This is a genomic window from Bacillus sp. SIMBA_008 (genome assembly GCF_046535495.1).
In the GTDB taxonomy this organism is placed as follows: Bacteria; Bacillota; Bacilli; order Bacillales; family Bacillaceae; genus Bacillus; species Bacillus subtilis.
Window position 1 is genome coordinate 373268 of the sequence record NZ_JAWRWL010000001.1, and the last position, 17981, is coordinate 391248.

The 17981-nt window shown below is 40.9% G+C and carries 15 protein-coding genes and 1 pseudogene; 14 read left to right on the plus strand and 2 right to left on the minus strand.

All coding sequences use genetic code 11. The annotated features are described in order from the left end of the window. Positions 1–3: 3 nt before the first annotated feature. The 4 genes from mtnN to SB658_RS01900 all read left to right on the plus strand — a co-directional run bounded on the left by mtnN (position 4) and on the right by SB658_RS01900 (position 3140). Complete coding sequence (gene mtnN / locus SB658_RS01885) at positions 4–699, plus strand: 5'-methylthioadenosine/S-adenosylhomocysteine nucleosidase (RefSeq protein ID WP_009967881.1); 696 nt, start codon at positions 4–6, stop codon at positions 697–699. 63 nt (positions 700–762) lie between these two features. Then, positions 763–1686 carry an O-acetylserine dependent cystathionine beta-synthase gene (locus tag SB658_RS01890; protein WP_144500671.1) on the plus strand — a complete coding sequence of 308 codons (924 nt, stop codon included), beginning with the start codon at positions 763–765 and terminating at the stop codon, positions 1684–1686. 1 nt (position 1687) lies between these two features. Continuing rightward, positions 1688–2827, plus strand: a complete 1140-nt coding sequence (locus SB658_RS01895; RefSeq protein WP_144500672.1) for a bifunctional cystathionine gamma-lyase/homocysteine desulfhydrase — start codon at positions 1688–1690, stop codon at positions 2825–2827. An 82-nt stretch (positions 2828–2909) separates the two neighbouring features. Continuing rightward, complete coding sequence (locus SB658_RS01900; RefSeq protein WP_003237358.1) at positions 2910–3140, plus strand: YrhC family protein; 231 nt, start codon at positions 2910–2912, stop codon at positions 3138–3140. A gap of 36 nt (positions 3141–3176) precedes the next feature. On the opposite strand, the gene SB658_RS01905 is transcribed toward SB658_RS01900, so the two are convergent. Together SB658_RS01905 and fdhF are read right to left on the minus strand one after the other, a co-directional pair. Next, on the minus strand, positions 3177–3659 hold the full coding sequence (locus tag SB658_RS01905) for a helical membrane plugin domain-containing protein (protein WP_003229812.1): 483 nt from the start codon (positions 3657–3659) through the stop codon (positions 3177–3179). An 18-nt stretch (positions 3660–3677) separates the two neighbouring features. Then, positions 3678–6620 carry a formate dehydrogenase subunit alpha gene (gene fdhF / locus SB658_RS01910; protein ID WP_144500673.1) on the minus strand — a complete coding sequence of 981 codons (2943 nt, stop codon included), beginning with the start codon at positions 6618–6620 and terminating at the stop codon, positions 3678–3680. A 317-nt stretch (positions 6621–6937) separates the two neighbouring features. Between fdhF and SB658_RS01915 the strand changes: the two genes are divergently transcribed. The 10 genes and pseudogenes from SB658_RS01915 to SB658_RS01960 all read left to right on the plus strand — a co-directional run bounded on the left by SB658_RS01915 (position 6938) and on the right by SB658_RS01960 (position 17953). Further along, positions 6938–7306 carry a Na-translocating system protein MpsC family protein gene (locus SB658_RS01915; protein ID WP_003229814.1) on the plus strand — a complete coding sequence of 123 codons (369 nt, stop codon included), beginning with the start codon at positions 6938–6940 and terminating at the stop codon, positions 7304–7306. 261 nt (positions 7307–7567) lie between these two features. Beyond that, the gene (locus tag SB658_RS01920) at positions 7568–8368 is read left to right on the plus strand and encodes a formate/nitrite transporter family protein (protein WP_003229815.1); all 801 of its coding nucleotides are present in this window, start codon (positions 7568–7570) and stop codon (positions 8366–8368) included. Between the two features lie 390 nt (positions 8369–8758). Then, a complete protein-coding gene (locus tag SB658_RS01925; RefSeq protein ID WP_004399102.1) occupies positions 8759–8908 on the plus strand; it encodes a YrzI family small protein in 150 nt (49 codons plus the stop codon). Between the two features lie 156 nt (positions 8909–9064). Then, positions 9065–9223, plus strand: a complete 159-nt coding sequence (locus SB658_RS01930) for a hypothetical protein (protein WP_003229817.1) — start codon at positions 9065–9067, stop codon at positions 9221–9223. A 187-nt stretch (positions 9224–9410) separates the two neighbouring features. Continuing rightward, complete coding sequence (locus tag SB658_RS01935) at positions 9411–9953, plus strand: class I SAM-dependent methyltransferase (protein ID WP_004398716.1); 543 nt, start codon at positions 9411–9413, stop codon at positions 9951–9953. Positions 9954–10175: 222 nt separating this feature from the next. Beyond that, positions 10176–10759: pseudogene (fatR, locus tag SB658_RS01940) on the plus strand (transcriptional regulator FatR). A 15-nt stretch (positions 10760–10774) separates the two neighbouring features. After that, positions 10775–13939 carry a bifunctional cytochrome P450/NADPH--P450 reductase CypB gene (gene cypB, locus SB658_RS01945; protein ID WP_015714418.1) on the plus strand — a complete coding sequence of 1055 codons (3165 nt, stop codon included), beginning with the start codon at positions 10775–10777 and terminating at the stop codon, positions 13937–13939. A gap of 496 nt (positions 13940–14435) precedes the next feature. Further along, positions 14436–15836, plus strand: coding sequence for a nucleotide sugar dehydrogenase (locus SB658_RS01950; RefSeq protein WP_015714417.1), 1401 nt, complete (start codon positions 14436–14438; stop codon positions 15834–15836). Between the two features lies 1 nt (position 15837). Next, a complete protein-coding gene (locus SB658_RS01955; protein WP_015714416.1) occupies positions 15838–16818 on the plus strand; it encodes an SDR family oxidoreductase in 981 nt (326 codons plus the stop codon). Between the two features lie 130 nt (positions 16819–16948). Beyond that, a complete protein-coding gene (locus SB658_RS01960) occupies positions 16949–17953 on the plus strand; it encodes an ABC transporter ATP-binding protein (RefSeq protein WP_015714415.1) in 1005 nt (334 codons plus the stop codon). Positions 17954–17981: the final 28 nt, after the last annotated feature.

The window sequence follows — 17981 nt, forward strand, 5'->3', positions numbered from 1 at the left end:
TAGATGAGACTAGCAGTCATCGGAGCAATGGAAGAGGAAGTTACCATCTTAAGAAACAAACTTGAAAATGCAAAAACAGAAACGATCGCACACTGTGAATTTACAACAGGCGAATATGAAGGAACTGAAGTGATTCTTTTAAAATCAGGAATTGGAAAAGTAAATGCTGCTATCAGCACGACGCTTCTGCTTGACCGTTACAAGCCTGATTATGTCATTAACACAGGCTCAGCCGGCGGATTTCATCATACATTGAATGTAGGGGATGTCGTTATTTCCACTGACGTTCGCCACCATGATGTAGACGTAACGGCTTTTGACTATGAATACGGCCAAGTGCCGGGTCTTCCGGCTGCTTATGCGGCGGATGAAAAGCTGATCAGCATCACTGAAGAAGCGGTATCTGAACTCGACGGCATTCAGGTTGCAAAAGGAACGATTGCAACAGGCGATTCTTTCATGAACGATCCGAAGCGGGTTGAAGAGGTGCGTGCGAGATTTTCTGATCTGTACGCGGTTGAAATGGAGGCTGCGGCAGTGGCTCAAGTGTGCCATCAATTTAAAACGCCGTTTGTCGTCATCAGAGCGTTATCAGATATCGCAGGCAAAGAATCACATGTTTCATTTGACCAATTTTTAGAGCAGGCAGCTGTCCATTCAACAGAGCTTGTGTTAAAGGTGATCAAACGAATTCATTAAAACGGGGAGAATGTTCTCCTCCGTTTTTTCTAAAAACACCCTCTAATAAGGAGGAGGACATATATGACAGTGATTACGGACATTACCGAGCTGATTGGGAATACACCGCTTCTCCGCTTGAAGAACTTTGATGTTCCAGAAGGAGTCGCGGTGTATGCCAAGCTTGAAATGATGAATCCAGGGGGAAGCATCAAAGACAGACTGGGAGATATGCTGATTCGTGACGCGCTCGATTCAGGCAAAGTGAAACCCGGCGGAGTGATTATAGAAGCTACGGCAGGCAATACAGGGATCGGCCTTGCGTTAAGTGCCAGAAAATATGGGCTGAAAGCGATTTTCTGTGTCCCTGAACATTTCAGCAGAGAGAAACAGCAAATTATGCAAGCGCTTGGCGCATCAATCATTCATACACCGCGTCAAGACGGAATGCAGGGAGCCATTCAAAAAGCCATTCAGCTGGAGACTGAAATTGAAAATTCTTATTGCGTTTTGCAATTTAAAAACCGAGTAAATCCATCGACTTACTATAAGACGCTTGGACCTGAAATGTGGGAAGCGCTTGACGGGAATATTCATACGTTTGTCGCAGGGGCAGGATCAGGGGGCACGTTCGCAGGAACAGCTTCCTTCTTAAAAGAAAAAAATCCAGCAGTCAAAACGGTGATTGTTGAACCGGAGGGCTCGATTTTAAACGGAGGAGAGCCTCACGCTCATAAAACAGAAGGCATCGGCATGGAGTTTATCCCCGATTATATGGATAAGAGCCATTTTGACGAGATCTACACCGTAACAGATGAGAATGCGTTTAGACTTGTGAAAGAAGCGGCAGAAAAAGAAGGCCTGCTGATCGGAAGCTCTTCAGGTGCAGCACTTTATGCGGCATTGGAGGAAGCGAAAAAAGCATCCGCTGGAACTAACATTGTCACAGTATTTCCTGACAGCAGCGATCGATATATCAGCAAACAAATATACAAAGGAGGCATCTGATATGAAGAAAAAAACATTGATGATACATGGCGGAATCACAGGTGATGAGAAAACAGGCGCAGTTTCCGTGCCCATTTATCAAGTAAGCACGTACAAGCAGCCGAAAGCAGGACAGCATACAGGCTACGAGTATTCAAGAACGGCCAATCCGACTCGAACCGCTCTCGAAGCACTTGTGACAGAACTGGAAATCGGGGAAGCAGGCTATGCGTTCAGCTCAGGAATGGCTGCCATTACAGCGGTTATGATGCTGTTTAACAGCGGAGATCATGTCGTGTTGACTGATGATGTGTACGGCGGAACATATCGCGTGATGACAAAGGTGCTTAACCGTCTTGGCATTGAATCAACATTTGTTGATACGAGCAGCAGGGAAGAAGTTGAAAAAGCGATTCGCCCTAATACAAAAGCCATTTATATTGAAACACCGACAAACCCGTTGCTCAAAATCACCGACCTGACGCTCATGGCTGATATCGCAAAAAAAGCGGGTGTTCTGCTTATTGTAGACAATACCTTTAACACTCCTTATTTTCAGCAGCCGCTTACTTTAGGCGCTGATATCGTACTTCACAGTGCGACAAAATATCTTGGCGGACACAGTGATGTCGTCGGAGGTTTAGTTGTGACAGCTTCGAAAGAGCTTGGAGAAGAGCTGCATTTTGTGCAAAACTCCACAGGCGGCGTGCTTGGCCCTCAAGATTCCTGGCTGTTAATGAGAGGAATCAAAACGTTGGGACTCAGAATGGAAGCGATCGATCAAAATGCGCGGAAAATCGCAAGCTTTCTTGAGAATCACCCTGCTGTCCAAACGTTATATTACCCTGGTTCTTCAAATCATCCCGGACATGAGCTTGCAAAAACGCAAGGATCGGGCTTCGGCGGCATGATCTCCTTTGATATTGGCAGTGAAGAACGGGTTGATGCGTTTTTAGGAAATCTGAAACTGTTTACCATTGCTGAAAGCCTGGGGGCGGTTGAAAGCTTAATTTCTGTTCCTGCAAGAATGACACATGCCTCTATTCCGAGAGAACGCCGGCTTGAGCTCGGCATTACGGACGGCTTGATCAGAATTTCTGTAGGAATTGAAGATGCGGAAGACTTGTTGGAAGATATCAGCCAAGCACTTGAAAATATATAACAAATGGATAGAATTACTTTCTATGTAAGCCGCCGGATTATATTATAATAGTCGTATACTATGAATCTGGCAGGTGATTCTTTTGAACAAAAATAGAATGAAATCTTTAAAAGAAGACTACAAGCATTTTGCTTTTACATTGCTTGCAGTCAGCACTTTTTTATATATAGGCGCAGTTCTCCCTGATCAAGGCTTAACATTAGGCCAGAAATCGACGATGTTTTTAGCGGATTGCGTATTTTTAGCCGGTGCCTTCTTTTGCGCTGACCGTTCACTTATTTACAAGAAGCGTTTGGAAGAAGCCGACGAATAAAAAAACAGCCATCATCAAGCGATGGCTGTTTTTCTGTTATTGTTCTCGAAGTTCTTTTCCCATGCCTTTTAAAAACTGAAGGCCGAAGCCGACGGCTCTGTTGATGTCAGGGTCGTTCATTGCTTTTAACAGGTCGAGAACCCCGACTTTCTTGTCTTCTTTTAAAAAGCTTTGTGCCTGTTCAGTCCCAGCCATTACGCTTTCTAAAAGCTTTGCTGTAAACTCAGGATCGGCTTTTGTCAATGCGCCTCCGGCGGCCATCATCGTGTTGATGAGGTTGGTGACAGGCTCGCGGGAAACTTGGCCAAGCGCAATCTTGGCAATGTCTTCCTTCGCTCTGAGCATGCTTGTTGCCGCATCAAAAATTCCAAGATCATTGAGTTCATTCATTAACGTCATCGTTTTAGAGACGGCGTCCTCATTTTCCGCCAGCAGCTCTTTCAGTTCTTCTATTTTTTCAAGCTTAATTTGCTCAGCTGTTTTTGTTTCTTTTTTGATCGTCGTAATCGGAGTGGCCATTCGTTTTCCTCCTATCGTTTAATCAGTCAGATGGACATAGCCAGGGCGGTTCCATTTTCTTTCCGCTTCGACTCCGTTTTGCGGATGCCGTTTTTTGTTGCGCGGATTGGTTTTTGGAAGCGGCGCTGTTTCACAGCCGCCAAGCACTTCCATGCGGACCTTTGTCTGTTTATAAGCAGGCGTGTTCGTCCGTTTATCAGCTGCAGGGCCCGTCAAGAAGTTAATCGCTGACTCCTTGTCTGTCGAGTTCATTGGCAGATAGAGTTCATTTTTCCGTACCCGGTCTGTGATCAGCGCGTTCAATTTGACTGCTCCGAACGGAGAAACGAGCCGTACAAGCGAACCGTCACAAACACCTCGCTCTTGTGCAAGCTCAGGTGAGATCTCAACGAATACATTCGGCACTTTCGCTTGGATGCCTTTCGATTTATTTGTCATGTTTCCTTCGTGGAAATGCTCCAGCATCCGGCCGTTATTGATATGAAGGTCATATTCCTCCGGAAATGCCGCTGGCTCGGTCCAATCAGAAAGGGCAAAACGGGCTTTTTTGTCAGGGAAATTAAATCCGTCTTCATACAGAAGCGGTGTGCTTTCACCTGTGAAGCTGCCCCATAGGAAGCTGTTCCAGCCTTCAAGCACCTCATAGCTTGCTTTGGCAAACAGAGGAGAAAGACTCGCCATTTCAGAGAAAATGTCACTTGGATGGCTGTAATTCCAATTCGCTCCTAAACGGTTTGCCACCTCTTGAATAATCCACCAGTCCGGTTTTGCGTCACCAAGCGTCGGAAGCGCCTGATACAATCGCTGGACACGGCGTTCTGTGTTGGTAAATGTTCCGTCTTTTTCAAGTGAAGGAGTGGCCGGCAAGACGACATCAGCATATTGAGCTGTTCTTGACAGGAAGATGTCCTGTACCACGAAGAAATCAAGGCTTGATAAAATATCATGCACATGGTTCGCATTTGAATCGACCAGTGCCATATCCTCACCGACAAGATACATAGCTTTCATTTTTCCATCTTCAATGGCATGAAGCATTTGAATATTATCTAAACCAGGCTTTCCATCAATCTCGACACCATATGCCTCTTCAAATTTAGCGCGGGCCTTGTCATCTGTAATATGCTGATATCCCGGCAGCCAGCCAGGCAATGTTCCCATATCACATGCGCCTTGCACGTTATTGTGTCCGCGCAGAGGATAAGCGCCGGCACCTGGACGGCGATAGTTGCCCGTAGCGAGAAGCAGGTTTGAAATGGCTGCTGATGTATCAGAACCGCCTGTATTTTGTGTGACACCCATTCCCCAAAGGACACAAGTGCCGTCAGCATCACGAATCATTTCAGCAATTTGAATGATGTTTTCTTTTGAAAGGCCTGTGATGCGTTCTGCATAATCAAGCGTATACGTTTTAAGGGTTTCTTTATAATCTTCAAAGTAATTGACGTTCTCATCAATAAACGCCTGATCGTGCCAGCCTTGGTCGATCATATATTTCGTAACAGCCATCAGCCAAACTTGGTCTGTGCCTTGTTTAGGGCTGATGAACAGATCAGATCGCTCAGCCATCTCATTTTTACGCAGGTCAGCAACAATCAGTTTTTGACCGTGGAGCTTGTGTGCCCGTTTGACGCGTGTTGCGAGCACTGGGTGTCCTTCCGCCGGATTGGCACCGACAATGATGACGAGGCCTGCTTTGGCAATATCTTTAATCGTGCCGGCGTCACCGCCCATGCCGACAGTGCGGAACAATCCGTCTGTAGCAGGAGACTGGCAGTAGCGTGAGCAGTTATCGACGTTGTTTGTTTCAAATACCTGACGCGCTAGTTTTTGAATGACGTAGTTTTCTTCATTCGTAATTTTAGAAGAAGAAATAAACCCGACAGAGCCTTTACCGTACTGCTCTTTAATTGATCCTAATCTGCTTGCGACAAGATCGAGGGCTTCTGCCCAAGAAGACTCCACAAAGGCTCCGTTTTTACGGATTAAAGGCTTTGTGATCCGCTCCTCAGAATTGACAAAATCCCAGCCGAATTTCCCTTTGACACATGTGGAAATCGCGTTAACCGGAGCATCAGAAACAGGCTGGATCTTTAAAATATCCCGTCCTTTTGTCCATACTTCAAATGAACATCCGACACCGCAGAACGTACATACAGTTTTCGTTTTTTTCGTTCTCGTTTCACGCATTGCCGCTTCGACTTCAGAAATGGCAAAAATGCTGCCATACCCCGGTTCAACATTTTTCACGAGATCAATCATCGGTTCCATGACGTCCTCTTTAATGCCTGTCATAAAACCAGCCTGCCCGAGCATTGATTTTTCCATCAGTGCATTACATGGACATACTGTTACACACTGACCGCAGCTGACACAGGAAGATTCATTGATCGGAACTCCCTCATCCCAAATGACGCGAGGGCGTTCGCGCTCCCAGTCGATTGAGAGTGTTTCATTTACCTGAAGGTTTTGACAGACCTCAACACACTGGCCGCAGGCAATACATTGGTTTGGATCATAGCGGTAAAAAGGATGAGACATATCAACCGCGCAAGAAGGATCTTCTTTTGGCGTGTATGGGTATTTTTGATGCTCGATCCCCATCATTTCCGCTGTATTATGCAGCGTACAGTTTCCATTGTTGTTATCGCAAACTGTACAATACAGCAAATGATTTTCAAGAAGGCGGTCCATCGCTTCGGTTTGCGCTTCTTTCACTCGATTTCCTGAAAGATCAATAGACATCCCGTTTTCTGCAACGGTCGCGCATGAACGAACCAGCTTGCCGTTTGCCTCTACTATGCAAGTATCACAAGTTTGAATCGGGTCAACCTCTGGTACGTGGCAAATCTGCGGGTACTCAATTCCGTTTTCATTTAAAATATCTAAAATTGTGGCCCCTGCTCGTGCTTGAATTTCTGTTCCGTCTACACGGACACTGATCGACTTAACGTCCATCATATTCATATTCCCCTCCATCTTTCTTTCAAGAAGTCAAAAAAAGCCATGTATAGAGATACACCTGCCCTTAATTCTAAGAAGGTGTAAACACACATGGCGGAATAGTTCACTAGCAAGTCTTACTAACAGACCAATCCTTGATTTTTATAAAACGATAGACTCATAACAAGATCCTATTACAAATCCATCAACACTGCTTTTATTATAATGTGATATTTATTATAATACAATATGGCAGGAAAATTTTAACCAAGTGAAATGTCCTGAGGGGAACCGGGAAAAGCCTTTATAAGGCAATATCGGAAGGGGTAATCAGCATGTCTAAAAAAATTCATGAATTCAATGATATTATTCGAAAACTTCGCAAAGAATTGTTCGGAAAAGGGCCTGAGAGAATTCATACTGTATTTGTAGAAAACATGGCAGTTTCAACACTATATGGAAATCTGAGTGCAAGCGAGCAGTTTATCGCCCGCACGCCTGAAGGAAGAGAGATGGTACATGCGGCCCGGACAAGCCTAATTCAAGACCTTTATTCCAAACAAACACCGGAAGGAATGGAGGAACTCATGGGAGCTAAGCTAGTCCATTTGTTTTCTGATATTAAAATTGAGGAAAACATAGCTGTATCTGTATTTGTTTTTGACCGAAAAATAGATGAGCAAAAAGAAGTTCTGCAAAGCTAGTATATTTGTCATTGACACAAATTTGTCACATTTGATATGATGTTGCTACAGTTATAGAAGGCTAAAGCAATGGAATGTATGCACGAACTGTATATATTCTCTTTCAATATCTTCATACTGCTTGATATTGTTGTATGGGTATGCATACAAGTTAGGCAGCATTCAAACGCCTGGTTTGACACAGGTTATTTGAGTGCTGCCTTTTTTATTGCCTTTCTTGCATAACTGTGAGAAAAGAAGAAGTAATGGAGGCGTTTTATTATGGCTTTTCGAAAACCGGATGAAATAGCGGAAGCAGCAATTGAAGCAGGGATGAAAAAAATAAAGCTCCCGCTGCCGTCACTGCTCGTGCTGGGGTTTTTAGGCGGTGCATTTATCGCGCTTGGGTATTTGCTTGATATCAGGGTAATCGGCGATCTTCCGAAAGAATGGGGGAGCCTGTCCAGTTTGATTGGTGCAGCAGTATTTCCAGTCGGCCTGATCCTTGTCGTACTCGCTGGCGCTGAACTGATCACAGGCAATATGATGTCAGTTGCAATGGCGTTATTTTCGAGAAAAATATCAGTAAAAGAGTTAGCGATTAACTGGGGAATCGTCACAATTATGAACTTAATCGGCGCATTGTTTGTTGCGTACTTTTTCGGGCATTTGGTTGGATTGACTGAAACAGGTCCTTATTTAGAAAAAACGATTGCCGTTGCCCAAGGAAAGCTTGATATGAGCTTTGGCAAGGTTCTCATTTCCGCCATCGGCTGTAACTGGCTTGTATGTCTTGCAGTGTGGCTTTCTTTCGGCGCCCAAGACGCAGCAGGAAAAATCCTTGGCATCTGGTTCCCAATCATGGCTTTTGTGGCTATCGGATTTCAGCACGTTGTCGCCAACATGTTTGTGATTCCTGCTGCCATTTTTGCAGGCTCATTCACGTGGGGGCAGTTCATCGGAAACATCATTCCGGCTTTTATCGGTAATGTCATCGGCGGAGCTGTATTTGTCGGTCTCATTTATTTTATTGCATATCATAAGAAAGACCGCTCCAGAAAAGAAATGAAGCAGGTGTCATGACCAACGGGCAAATCCATTCGATGATTTGCACAATTTCCGTCCATTTTTAGAAAAAGATGTTTACAAAATGGAATTTGGTGGATATACTTACAAAGTAAGAAAAAAAGCAAAGGAGGCTGAACCAAAATGACAATGAGACAACGACGTCAACCTGTACGTGATACACATGTAAAAGTTCATGGTTTATTCAGCCTGTGGAAGAGTTCGTGTCCTTCCTTAACCGATGCTTATCGCACGCATTAAATTCGGAATAGTCGGACATACGCAACTCCCCGCAGGCAGTAGAGGCATTGGTGTCTTCTTTTGTCTGCGGTTTTTATTTGCCCGCGGCAGAAGGGGTGTGCCGCGGGTTATTTCGCTTGATGCGGACTTTGAAAGGGGGTGAGCGATATGACGATTAACCTATTCTTTTTAACGTTAACGATAAAAAAACGGTTTAAAAGCCTGGAAGAATTCGAACGAGAACAGCAGATTGAGCAGATTTATGATGAAATGAAAGAGTCTCAGTTAAAGCATCTTTATTTAACAAACTGGCGCTAAAAGCAACGAAAAAAACTGAAGGGGGAATGGCATATGCTTAGAATGGAATTATTGATGCATTATACAATGGAGAAGGACCAAGTTTAGCGATATGACTGTCAAGAAAATGCCTGCCTGCATACAATAAATCAACGTTACTGTGAGGCAGGTGATGGCATGATGAACGATTATCAAAAAAGGCTGCCGTCGATTGGCCATGGTTATGCGTCCATGCCGCATTCCTTCAAACATGGTTATGGAAATCCATTCCGACAGCAGAGGCTGATGGCAATGCAGCAGCAAAGGCTGTATGTATTCCCTTATCATTGGCATTAGAAAGAGGGCAGAAAACATTTTGTTTTCTGCTTTTTTTGCGGAAAAAAATGAAAAAGTTTAGTTCTATTGAAACATTTTTCAATACATTGCCGTCTAGTTGGTACCTTCCTTCACTTTTAGAATGAAGATGATGTTTATTTTTTGAATATAATAAATAAACATAGGAAACCAAAAGCAGGTGTTTAAAATGCTAGAAAATAGACTCTATAAACGATCGGATTTTTGGAAATTATTTTCTCGGAAATATAAGCTAACCAAAACAATTGAGCATATGATGATTGACTCTATAGATATACAAGAAAATGACAGAATTTTAGAAATTGGAATTGGAAACGGCACTGTCTTTAAAAGCATAACCAAGAAACTAAAAAAGGGTAGCCTAAAAAGCATTGATCCTTCAAAACGAAAGGTAAGACAGATATCACGTGCGAATCGAAAGAACATGGGGAACGGGGAGGTTTTTCATGGCTATCCAGAGGACATTCCCTTTGATGACCGTACCTTTAATAAAGTCTTTTCTTTACATACGGTTCAAAGCTGCACCGATATTAGGCTTGCATTAAGAGAAATTTACAGGGTGCTTCAAATTGACGGCCGGTTTTATATCAGTATTGACACAAATACCGGTGAAAAAGAGAAAACGTATATTCAACTGCTGAAAGACCAGCATTTCAGGGATCTTTCTGTTATCAGGCGTGCTTCCTGTCTATGTATTGTGGCTGTTAAATAAAAAATTTCTCGGGAAATATATCCAAGATCCTTACATTTGGATTTGGGTATATTTTCTTAATTTTTTATTTTTTGCATATACTTTATATTAAAAAAAGTTTTTTTCATTTAAACTTATAACAGAAGAAAGAACAAAGAGGTGATTTCAGACAGGGCAGACATTCTTTGTGAACAAAAGGAATGAATATTCATTCCGCAAACGAATCGGAGGTTGTCAGATTATATGCTATCCGCATCCAGCAGTAAATACGACATGATTATGAAAGCGTCGGTCTCACTTTTTACGGAAAGGGGTTTTGACGCTACCACTATTCCTATGATAGCTGAACGTGCTCATGTAGGGACAGGAACGATCTATCGTTATTTTGACAGCAAAGAAACACTCGTTAACGTGCTGTTTCAAGAAAGCATCCAGCGATTTACGGAAAAACTGAAGCAAGACGTTTCAGAATTGCCTGTCAGAGAAGGCTTTCACCACGTATTTTGCTGTCTCGTTCAGTTTACGAAAGAGAGCGACTATGCGCTTTTTTTTCTTGAAACCAAAAAAGATGCTCATTACTTAAATCATACAAGCAAAAAAATGATAGAAAATCTGACTCAAATGCTTGATGACTATTTTAATAAGGGAAAAGCGGAAGGCGTGATTCGCAGCCTGCCCTCTAATGTGTTAATTGCGATTGTATTAGGGGCGTTTCTCAAGATATATCAGCTCGTTCAAACAGGTGATATAGAGATGGACACTGATTTAATTACTGAATTGGAACAATGCTGCTGGGACGCCATTAGCTTCATTCATCACAAAAATAGGAAAGGGAGATGTTAATGAAACAGGCAAGCGCAATACCTCAGCCCAAAACATACGGACCTTTAAAAAATCTTCCGCATCTTGAAAAAGAACAGCTTTCTCAATCCTTATGGCGGATAGCTGATGAATTGGGGCCGATTTTCCGTTTTGATTTTCCGGGAGTATCCAGTGTTTTTGTATCGGGCCACAATCTTGTGGCTGAAGTGTGTGATGAAAGCCGCTTTGACAAGAACCTTGGCAAAGGCTTGCAAAAGGTGCGCGAATTCGGGGGAGATGGCTTATTTACAAGCTGGACGCACGAACCGAACTGGCAAAAAGCCCACCGCATTTTGCTGCCGAGTTTTAGTCAAAAAGCCATGAAAGGCTACCATTCTATGATGCTGGATATCGCAACCCAGCTGATTCAAAAATGGAGCCGGTTAAACCCTAATGAAGAAATTGATGTAGCAGACGATATGACACGTCTGACGCTTGATACGATTGGGTTGTGCGGGTTTAACTATCGATTCAACAGCTTTTACCGTGATTCACAGCATCCGTTTATCACCAGTATGCTCCGTGCCTTAAAAGAGGCGATGAATCAATCAAAAAGACTGGGCCTGCAAGATAAGATGATGGTGAAAACGAAGCTGCAGTTTCAAAAGGATATAGAAGTCATGAACTCCCTGGTTGATAGAATGATAGCGGAGCGAAAGGCGAATCCGGATGATAACATCAAGGATCTCTTGTCTCTCATGCTTTATGCCAAAGATCCAGTAACCGGTGAAACGCTGGATGATGAAAACATAAGGTATCAAATCATCACATTTTTAATTGCTGGACATGAGACAACAAGCGGTTTGCTTTCCTTTGCGATTTATTGTCTGCTTACACATCCAGAAAAACTGAAAAAAGCTCAGGAGGAAGCGGATCGCGTGTTAACGGATGACACGCCTGAATATAAACAAATCCAGCAGCTCAAATACACTCGGATGGTTTTAAATGAAACCCTCAGACTGTATCCAACAGCTCCGGCTTTTTCTCTATATGCGAAGGAGGATACTGTTCTAGGCGGGGAATATCCGATCAGCAAAGGGCAGCCAGTCACTGTTTTAATTCCAAAACTGCACCGGGACCAAAACGCTTGGGGGCCGGATGCGGAAGATTTCCGTCCGGAACGGTTTGAGGATCCTTCAAGTATCCCTCACCATGCGTATAAGCCGTTTGGAAACGGACAGCGCGCTTGTATTGGCATGCAGTTTGCTCTTCAAGAAGCGACAATGGTTCTCGGTCTTGTATTAAAGCATTTTGAATTGATTAACCATACTGGCTACGAACTAAAAATCAAAGAAGCATTAACGATCAAGCCGGATGATTTTAAAATTACTGTGAAACCGCGGAAAACAGCGGCAATTAATGTACAGAGAAAAGAACAGGCAGACATCAAAGCAGAAACAAAGCCAAAAGAAACCAAACCTAAACACGGCACACCTTTACTCGTTCTTTACGGTTCAAACCTTGGGACAGCTGAGGGAATAGCCGGTGAATTGGCTGCTCAAGGCCGCCAGATGGGCTTTACAGCTGAAACGGCTCCGCTTGATGATTATATCGGCAAGCTCCCTGAAGAAGGGGCAGTCGTCATTGTAACGGCTTCTTATAATGGGTCGCCGCCTGATAATGCAGCCGGCTTTGTAGAGTGGCTGAAAGAGCTTGAGGAAGGCCAATTGAAAGGTGTTTCCTATGCGGTATTCGGCTGCGGGAACCGGAGCTGGGCCAGCACGTATCAGCGGATTCCCCGCCTGATTGATGACATGATGAAAGCAAAGGGGGCATCGCGTTTAACAGAGATTGGGGAAGGTGACGCCGCCGATGATTTTGAAAGCCATCGCGAGTCTTGGGAAAACCGCTTCTGGAAGGAAACGATGGACGCATTTGATATTAACGAAATAGCCCAGAAAGAAGACAGGCCTTCATTATCGATTGCTTTTCTCAGTGAAGCGACGGAAACGCCGGTTGCTAAAGCATATGGCGCGTTTGAAGGGGTTGTGTTAGAGAATCGAGAACTCCAGACAGCTGACAGCACGCGTTCAACCCGCCATATTGAATTGGAAATTCCGGCTGGTAAAACATATAAAGAAGGCGATCATATCGGAATCATGCCGAAGAACAGCAGGGAGCTTGTTCAGCGGGTTCTCAGCCGATTCGGTTTGCAGTCCAATCATGTGATAAAAGTAAGCGGAAGCGCTCATATGTCTCATCTGCCGATGGATCGGCCGATCAAAGTTGCGGATTTATTGTCGTCCTATGTGGAGCTGCAGGAACCGGCATCAAGGCTTCAGCTTCGGGAGCTGGCCTCTTATACAGTCTGTCCGCCGCATCAAAAAGAGCTGGAACAGCTCGTTTTAGATGATGGCATTTACAAAGAGCAGGTACTTGCAAAACGTCTTACCATGCTTGATTTTTTAGAGGATTATCCTGCCTGCGAAATGCCGTTTGAACGGTTTTTAGCACTTTTGCCATCACTAAAACCGAGATACTATTCCATTTCAAGCTCACCGAAAGTTCATGCAAATATCGTGAGCATGACGGTAGGAGTTGTGAAAGCCTCAGCATGGAGCGGCCGAGGTGAATACCGGGGTGTCGCCTCTAATTATTTAGCAGAATTGAATACAGGTGATGCAGCAGCCTGTTTCATTCGTACCCCGCAGTCCGGATTCCAGATGCCGGATGAGCCTGAAACGCCTATGATTATGGTCGGGCCGGGCACAGGAATTGCGCCATTCAGGGGCTTTATTCAGGCAAGATCGGTTTTGAAGAAGGAAGGAAGCACCCTTGGTGAAGCACTTTTATACTTCGGCTGCCGCCGCCCGGACCATGACGACCTTTACAGAGAAGAGCTGGATCAAGCGGAACAGGAAGGTTTGGTCACAATCCGCCGATGCTACTCGCGCGTCGAAAACGAATCAAAAGGATATGTCCAGCACTTGCTCAAGCAAGATTCACAGAAATTGATGACACTCATTGAAAAAGGCGCTCATATTTACGTATGCGGTGATGGATCGCAAATGGCTCCTGACGTAGAGAAAACTTTGCGATGGGCATATGAAACTGAAAAAGGGGCAAGTCAGGAAGAATCCGCCGATTGGCTGCAAAAGCTGCAAGACCAAAAACGTTATATAAAAGACGTTTGGACAGGAAATTAATAAAAAATAAAATCCCGCCAATCTGATTGGCGGGATTGCTTTGCATGTGAGAAAACCGGCACGATAATGAAATCTACTGAAAAGGATGTTATAGGGAGTATCGCGCCGGCCTTATTGTTAATATCGGCAGTTCAGGACGAAAGTTTAGTATTATTCCTTTCTAGCTATCTATGGAATTTAAGCCATTGAATTTGTTAAAATCAAAAAGAATTTTCTGAAAAACCAGAAAAATGTTTGTATAATTGTGGTAACTATGGTATAATAATCAAAGAAGCTGAAGGTATCAAGTTAAGGGTATTTATATACAACTGATGTTGATATGCTAGGGCTAAAACTTAAAAAGGGCAATTGAAAAATCGAATTGCGAATTGAAATTTTCAGAGTTTTTATATTGTGTGTATTAAGTATACTTGACTTATCTTGATAACTGTTTTTTAGGAATCCTTTGTAATTTATCAAGAATTCTCATGTCCGCATATATTTATGGGAGGAAATTATGAACTTGTATAAATCTTTACGGGATAAGAAGTTTAAAGTATCAGTTATTGGTTTAGGATATGTTGGATTGCCACTTGCAATTTCATTAGGAAAATATTTTAAAGTAATAGGTTTTGATATTTCTGAGGATAAAATAAAAAATTATTTGAAAGGTAAAAAATATACTTATGAAGTAGAAAGGGAAAAAATAAAAAATTCAGATATCTTGTTTACGTATAATGAAAAAGAGCTTTTGGATTCTAGATTTCATATTATTGCTGTACCTACTCCTATTAATTTAAATAAAACCCCTGATTTATCTCCACTTAAAGAGGCAAGTTCTATTGTAGGTAGAAACTTAAAAAAAGATTCGATTGTAGTCTATGAATCTACCGTTTATCCTGGCGTTACAGAAGAAATATGTGCACCAATATTAGAGAAAGAGTCAGGTCTTAAATGTGGGATTGATTTTAAAATTGGATATTCACCAGAAAGAATAAACCCAGGGGACGATCACCACAATTTGGAAAATGTCACAAAAGTAGTAGCTGGAATGGACAGGGAGTCACTTAATATTATATCACAAGTTTATAAAACAATTGTAAAGGCAGGAGTTTATAGAGCAAAAAGTATTAAAGTGGCGGAATCAGCTAAAGTAATTGAGAATTCTCAAAGAGATATAAATATTGCCTTTATGAATGAGCTTTCAATTATTTTCAATAAAATGGGGATAGATACAAAGTCTGTTTTAGAAGCTGCAAAAACTAAATGGAATTTTATGGACTTTTCACCCGGCTTAGTTGGCGGACATTGTATAGGAATAGATCCGTATTACCTTACATATAAGGCTGAAGAGATAGGATATCATTCACAAATAATTCTTGCTGGACGTAAAATAAATGACAGTATGGGAAAGTATGTTGCGGAAAATACTATAAAGATGTTATTAAAAGCCGGGAAGAATATTAAGGGAGCAAGAATTGCAGTATTTGGTGTGACATTTAAGGAGAACTGTCCGGATATAAGAAATAGCTTAGTTGTGAATACAATTAGAGAGCTTCAAGAGTATGAAACCAACATAAAGGTAGTAGATCCTATTGCAAATGCAGATGATTTATGGGATGAATACAGAATTAAACTTAATGATATTAATGATATAAAAAATATGGACTGTATAATTTTCGCTGTCCCTCATAATATATTTAAATCTATTGATTTAACTGATATTTCAAATATGTATAGAATCAATGTATACAATAATGTTGCTTTCGAAGCTGCAATTATGGAAGCTGCAACTTCCTCTGAAGTGCAAAATCAAAATTATAAAATAAATATAAAAAAAAATACTTTAATTGATTTAAAAGGCATTTTTAATCGAGAAGAAGTAGAGAATAAAAACTTTCTCTATTGGAGGCTTTAAGTTGAATAATAATAATAATAGATATGATTTCCCTGAAAATTCCAAATTTCTCGTTACTGGTGGAGCGGGTTTTATTGGGTCTAATCTTGTTGAAAAAATACTAGAAATGGGGTTTTATGTAAGGGTTCTTGACAACTTTTCTACTGGTAATAAAGAAAATATTGAAGTTTTTTATAGCAACTCTAATTTTGACCTCCAAAAAGGTGATATTCGTAATTTAGAAGAATGTCAAAAGGCATGTGAGGGAATTGATTATGTACTACATCAAGCAGCACTCGGCTCTGTGCCTAGATCTATAGACAAACCAATTGAAACAAATGATGTAAATGTGAACGGAACTTTAAATATGCTTGTAGCCTCTAAAAAAGCTAAAGTAAAAAGATTTGTATATGCTTCTTCTTCTTCAGTATACGGTGACGATTTAAATCTACCAAAAATTGAGGATAGAATAGGTAATCCATTGTCTCCTTATGCAATAACAAAGCTTACCAAAGAACTTTATTCGAAAAATTTTAATGAGATTTATGATTTTCCAACTATTGGTTTGCGTTATTTTAATGTCTTTGGAAAGAGGCAAAACCCTAATTCAATTTATGCTGCGGTTATACCAAAATTCATCAAGACGCTTCTCTATAATAAACCGCCAATAATTAATGGTGACGGCTTACAGACTAGAGACTTTACTTTTATTGATAACGTAGTCCAAGCTAATTTAAAAGCTTGTCTTGCTAAAGAAGAGTCTTTTGGCAAGGTTTTCAATATTGCATTCGGCCAACAGAAAACCATAATTCAGCTATATTCAGATATCTCTCGAATTCTTAGAAAAGAAATAGTTCCTAAGTTTGGTCCGGATAGGGTTGGAGACGTTAGACATTCAAATGCAGATATAAATAAAGCTATGAATTTATTGAATTATAAACCTGATTATGACGTTGCAACTGGTTTGCGGTTAACTATTGATTGGTATAAGAATAATCTATAAAAATATTAATATGTAAATGTTTTTGTATATATTAAAAAAGAGTTATTTATAACAATTGTTTTTGGTTAACAAAACTTCTCTATTTGTTGATGGTTGCCTTATGAGACTAAATGTGAAAAGGAATGGTCTTATGATTATAGAAGTCAAAGATTTGTCTAAACATTTCGATTATTATAAAAAAGAGCTTGGGGTAAAATCTTCACTTCAAAATTTATTTCGAAGAAAGAAATTAGTCAAAAAAGCTGTGAAGAATGTGTCCTTTTGTATTTCAGAAGGTGAGATCGTTGGATTTTTAGGTCCTAATGGTGCCGGAAAAACTACGACATTAAAAATGTTAGCTGGAATACTTTATCCATCTGAAGGAACCGCTACAGTAAGCGGCTATATACCATGGGAAAGAAAAGAACAGTTTAAGAAAAACTTCTCCATAATTATGGGGCAAAAGAGTCAGCTTTGGTGGGATTTACCTGCAATAGAATCACTAAATCTTAATAAATATATATATGAAATAAATGATAAACAGTTCAATTTAATTGTTAGAGAACTGGCTGAATTATTAAAAGTTAAAGATTTATTAAACGTTCAAGTAAGAAGATTATCTCTAGGACAGAGAATGAAAATGGAATTGATTGCTGCACTAATACATCAACCTAAAATAATTTTTCTTGATGAACCAACAATAGGTTTAGATGTAATTACTCAAAGAAATCTTAGAGCATTCATTAAAGATTATAACCAAAAATTCAAAACAACAATAATACTAACGAGTCATTATATGGAAGATATAGAGGAATTGTGCGATAGAGTTATAGTAATTAATAATGGGGAGCTAGTTTATGATGGTGATTTATATAAAATAAATGAGATATTTAACAATAAAAAACTAATAAATCTAAATTTCACAGAAAACTTTAATAAAAATGAGTTATCTCCACTTGGAAATATTAGGATGTATGATGATTATAATGTACAGTTGGAAGTTGAAAATAAAATTGTTAATCAAGATTTATTATCCATTCTAAGTCAATTTCCAATAAAAGATTTCACCATAGAAAATATTCCAATTGAAGAGAGCATTGAATTATTGTATAGGAAAGAAGGTGTGATTAAAATTGAGAAAGAGGCTAAAATATAAGAAAACTTTTATATTAGGAATTCAAAAT

Bases quoted from the DNA above. Each gene is read 5' to 3' on its own strand.
- mtnN (WP_009967881.1), top strand. From the start codon at position 4: ATGAGACTAGCAGTCATCGGAGCAATGGAAGAGGAAGTTACCATCTTA.
- SB658_RS01890 (WP_144500671.1), top strand. From the start codon at position 763: ATGACAGTGATTACGGACATTACCGAGCTGATTGGGAATACACCGCTT.
- SB658_RS01895 (WP_144500672.1), top strand. From the start codon at position 1,688: ATGAAGAAAAAAACATTGATGATACATGGCGGAATCACAGGTGATGAG.
- SB658_RS01905 (WP_003229812.1), bottom strand. From the start codon at position 3,659: ATGGCCACTCCGATTACGACGATCAAAAAAGAAACAAAAACAGCTGAG.
- fdhF (WP_144500673.1), bottom strand. From the start codon at position 6,620: ATGATGGACGTTAAGTCGATCAGTGTCCGTGTAGACGGAACAGAAATT.
- SB658_RS01915 (WP_003229814.1), top strand. From the start codon at position 6,938: ATGTCTAAAAAAATTCATGAATTCAATGATATTATTCGAAAACTTCGC.
- SB658_RS01920 (WP_003229815.1), top strand. From the start codon at position 7,568: ATGGCTTTTCGAAAACCGGATGAAATAGCGGAAGCAGCAATTGAAGCA.
- SB658_RS01925 (WP_004399102.1), top strand. From the start codon at position 8,759: ATGACGATTAACCTATTCTTTTTAACGTTAACGATAAAAAAACGGTTT.
- SB658_RS01930 (WP_003229817.1), top strand. From the start codon at position 9,065: ATGATGAACGATTATCAAAAAAGGCTGCCGTCGATTGGCCATGGTTAT.
- SB658_RS01935 (WP_004398716.1), top strand. From the start codon at position 9,411: ATGCTAGAAAATAGACTCTATAAACGATCGGATTTTTGGAAATTATTT.
- cypB (WP_015714418.1), top strand. From the start codon at position 10,775: ATGAAACAGGCAAGCGCAATACCTCAGCCCAAAACATACGGACCTTTA.
- SB658_RS01950 (WP_015714417.1), top strand. From the start codon at position 14,436: ATGAACTTGTATAAATCTTTACGGGATAAGAAGTTTAAAGTATCAGTT.
- SB658_RS01960 (WP_015714415.1), top strand. From the start codon at position 16,949: ATGATTATAGAAGTCAAAGATTTGTCTAAACATTTCGATTATTATAAA.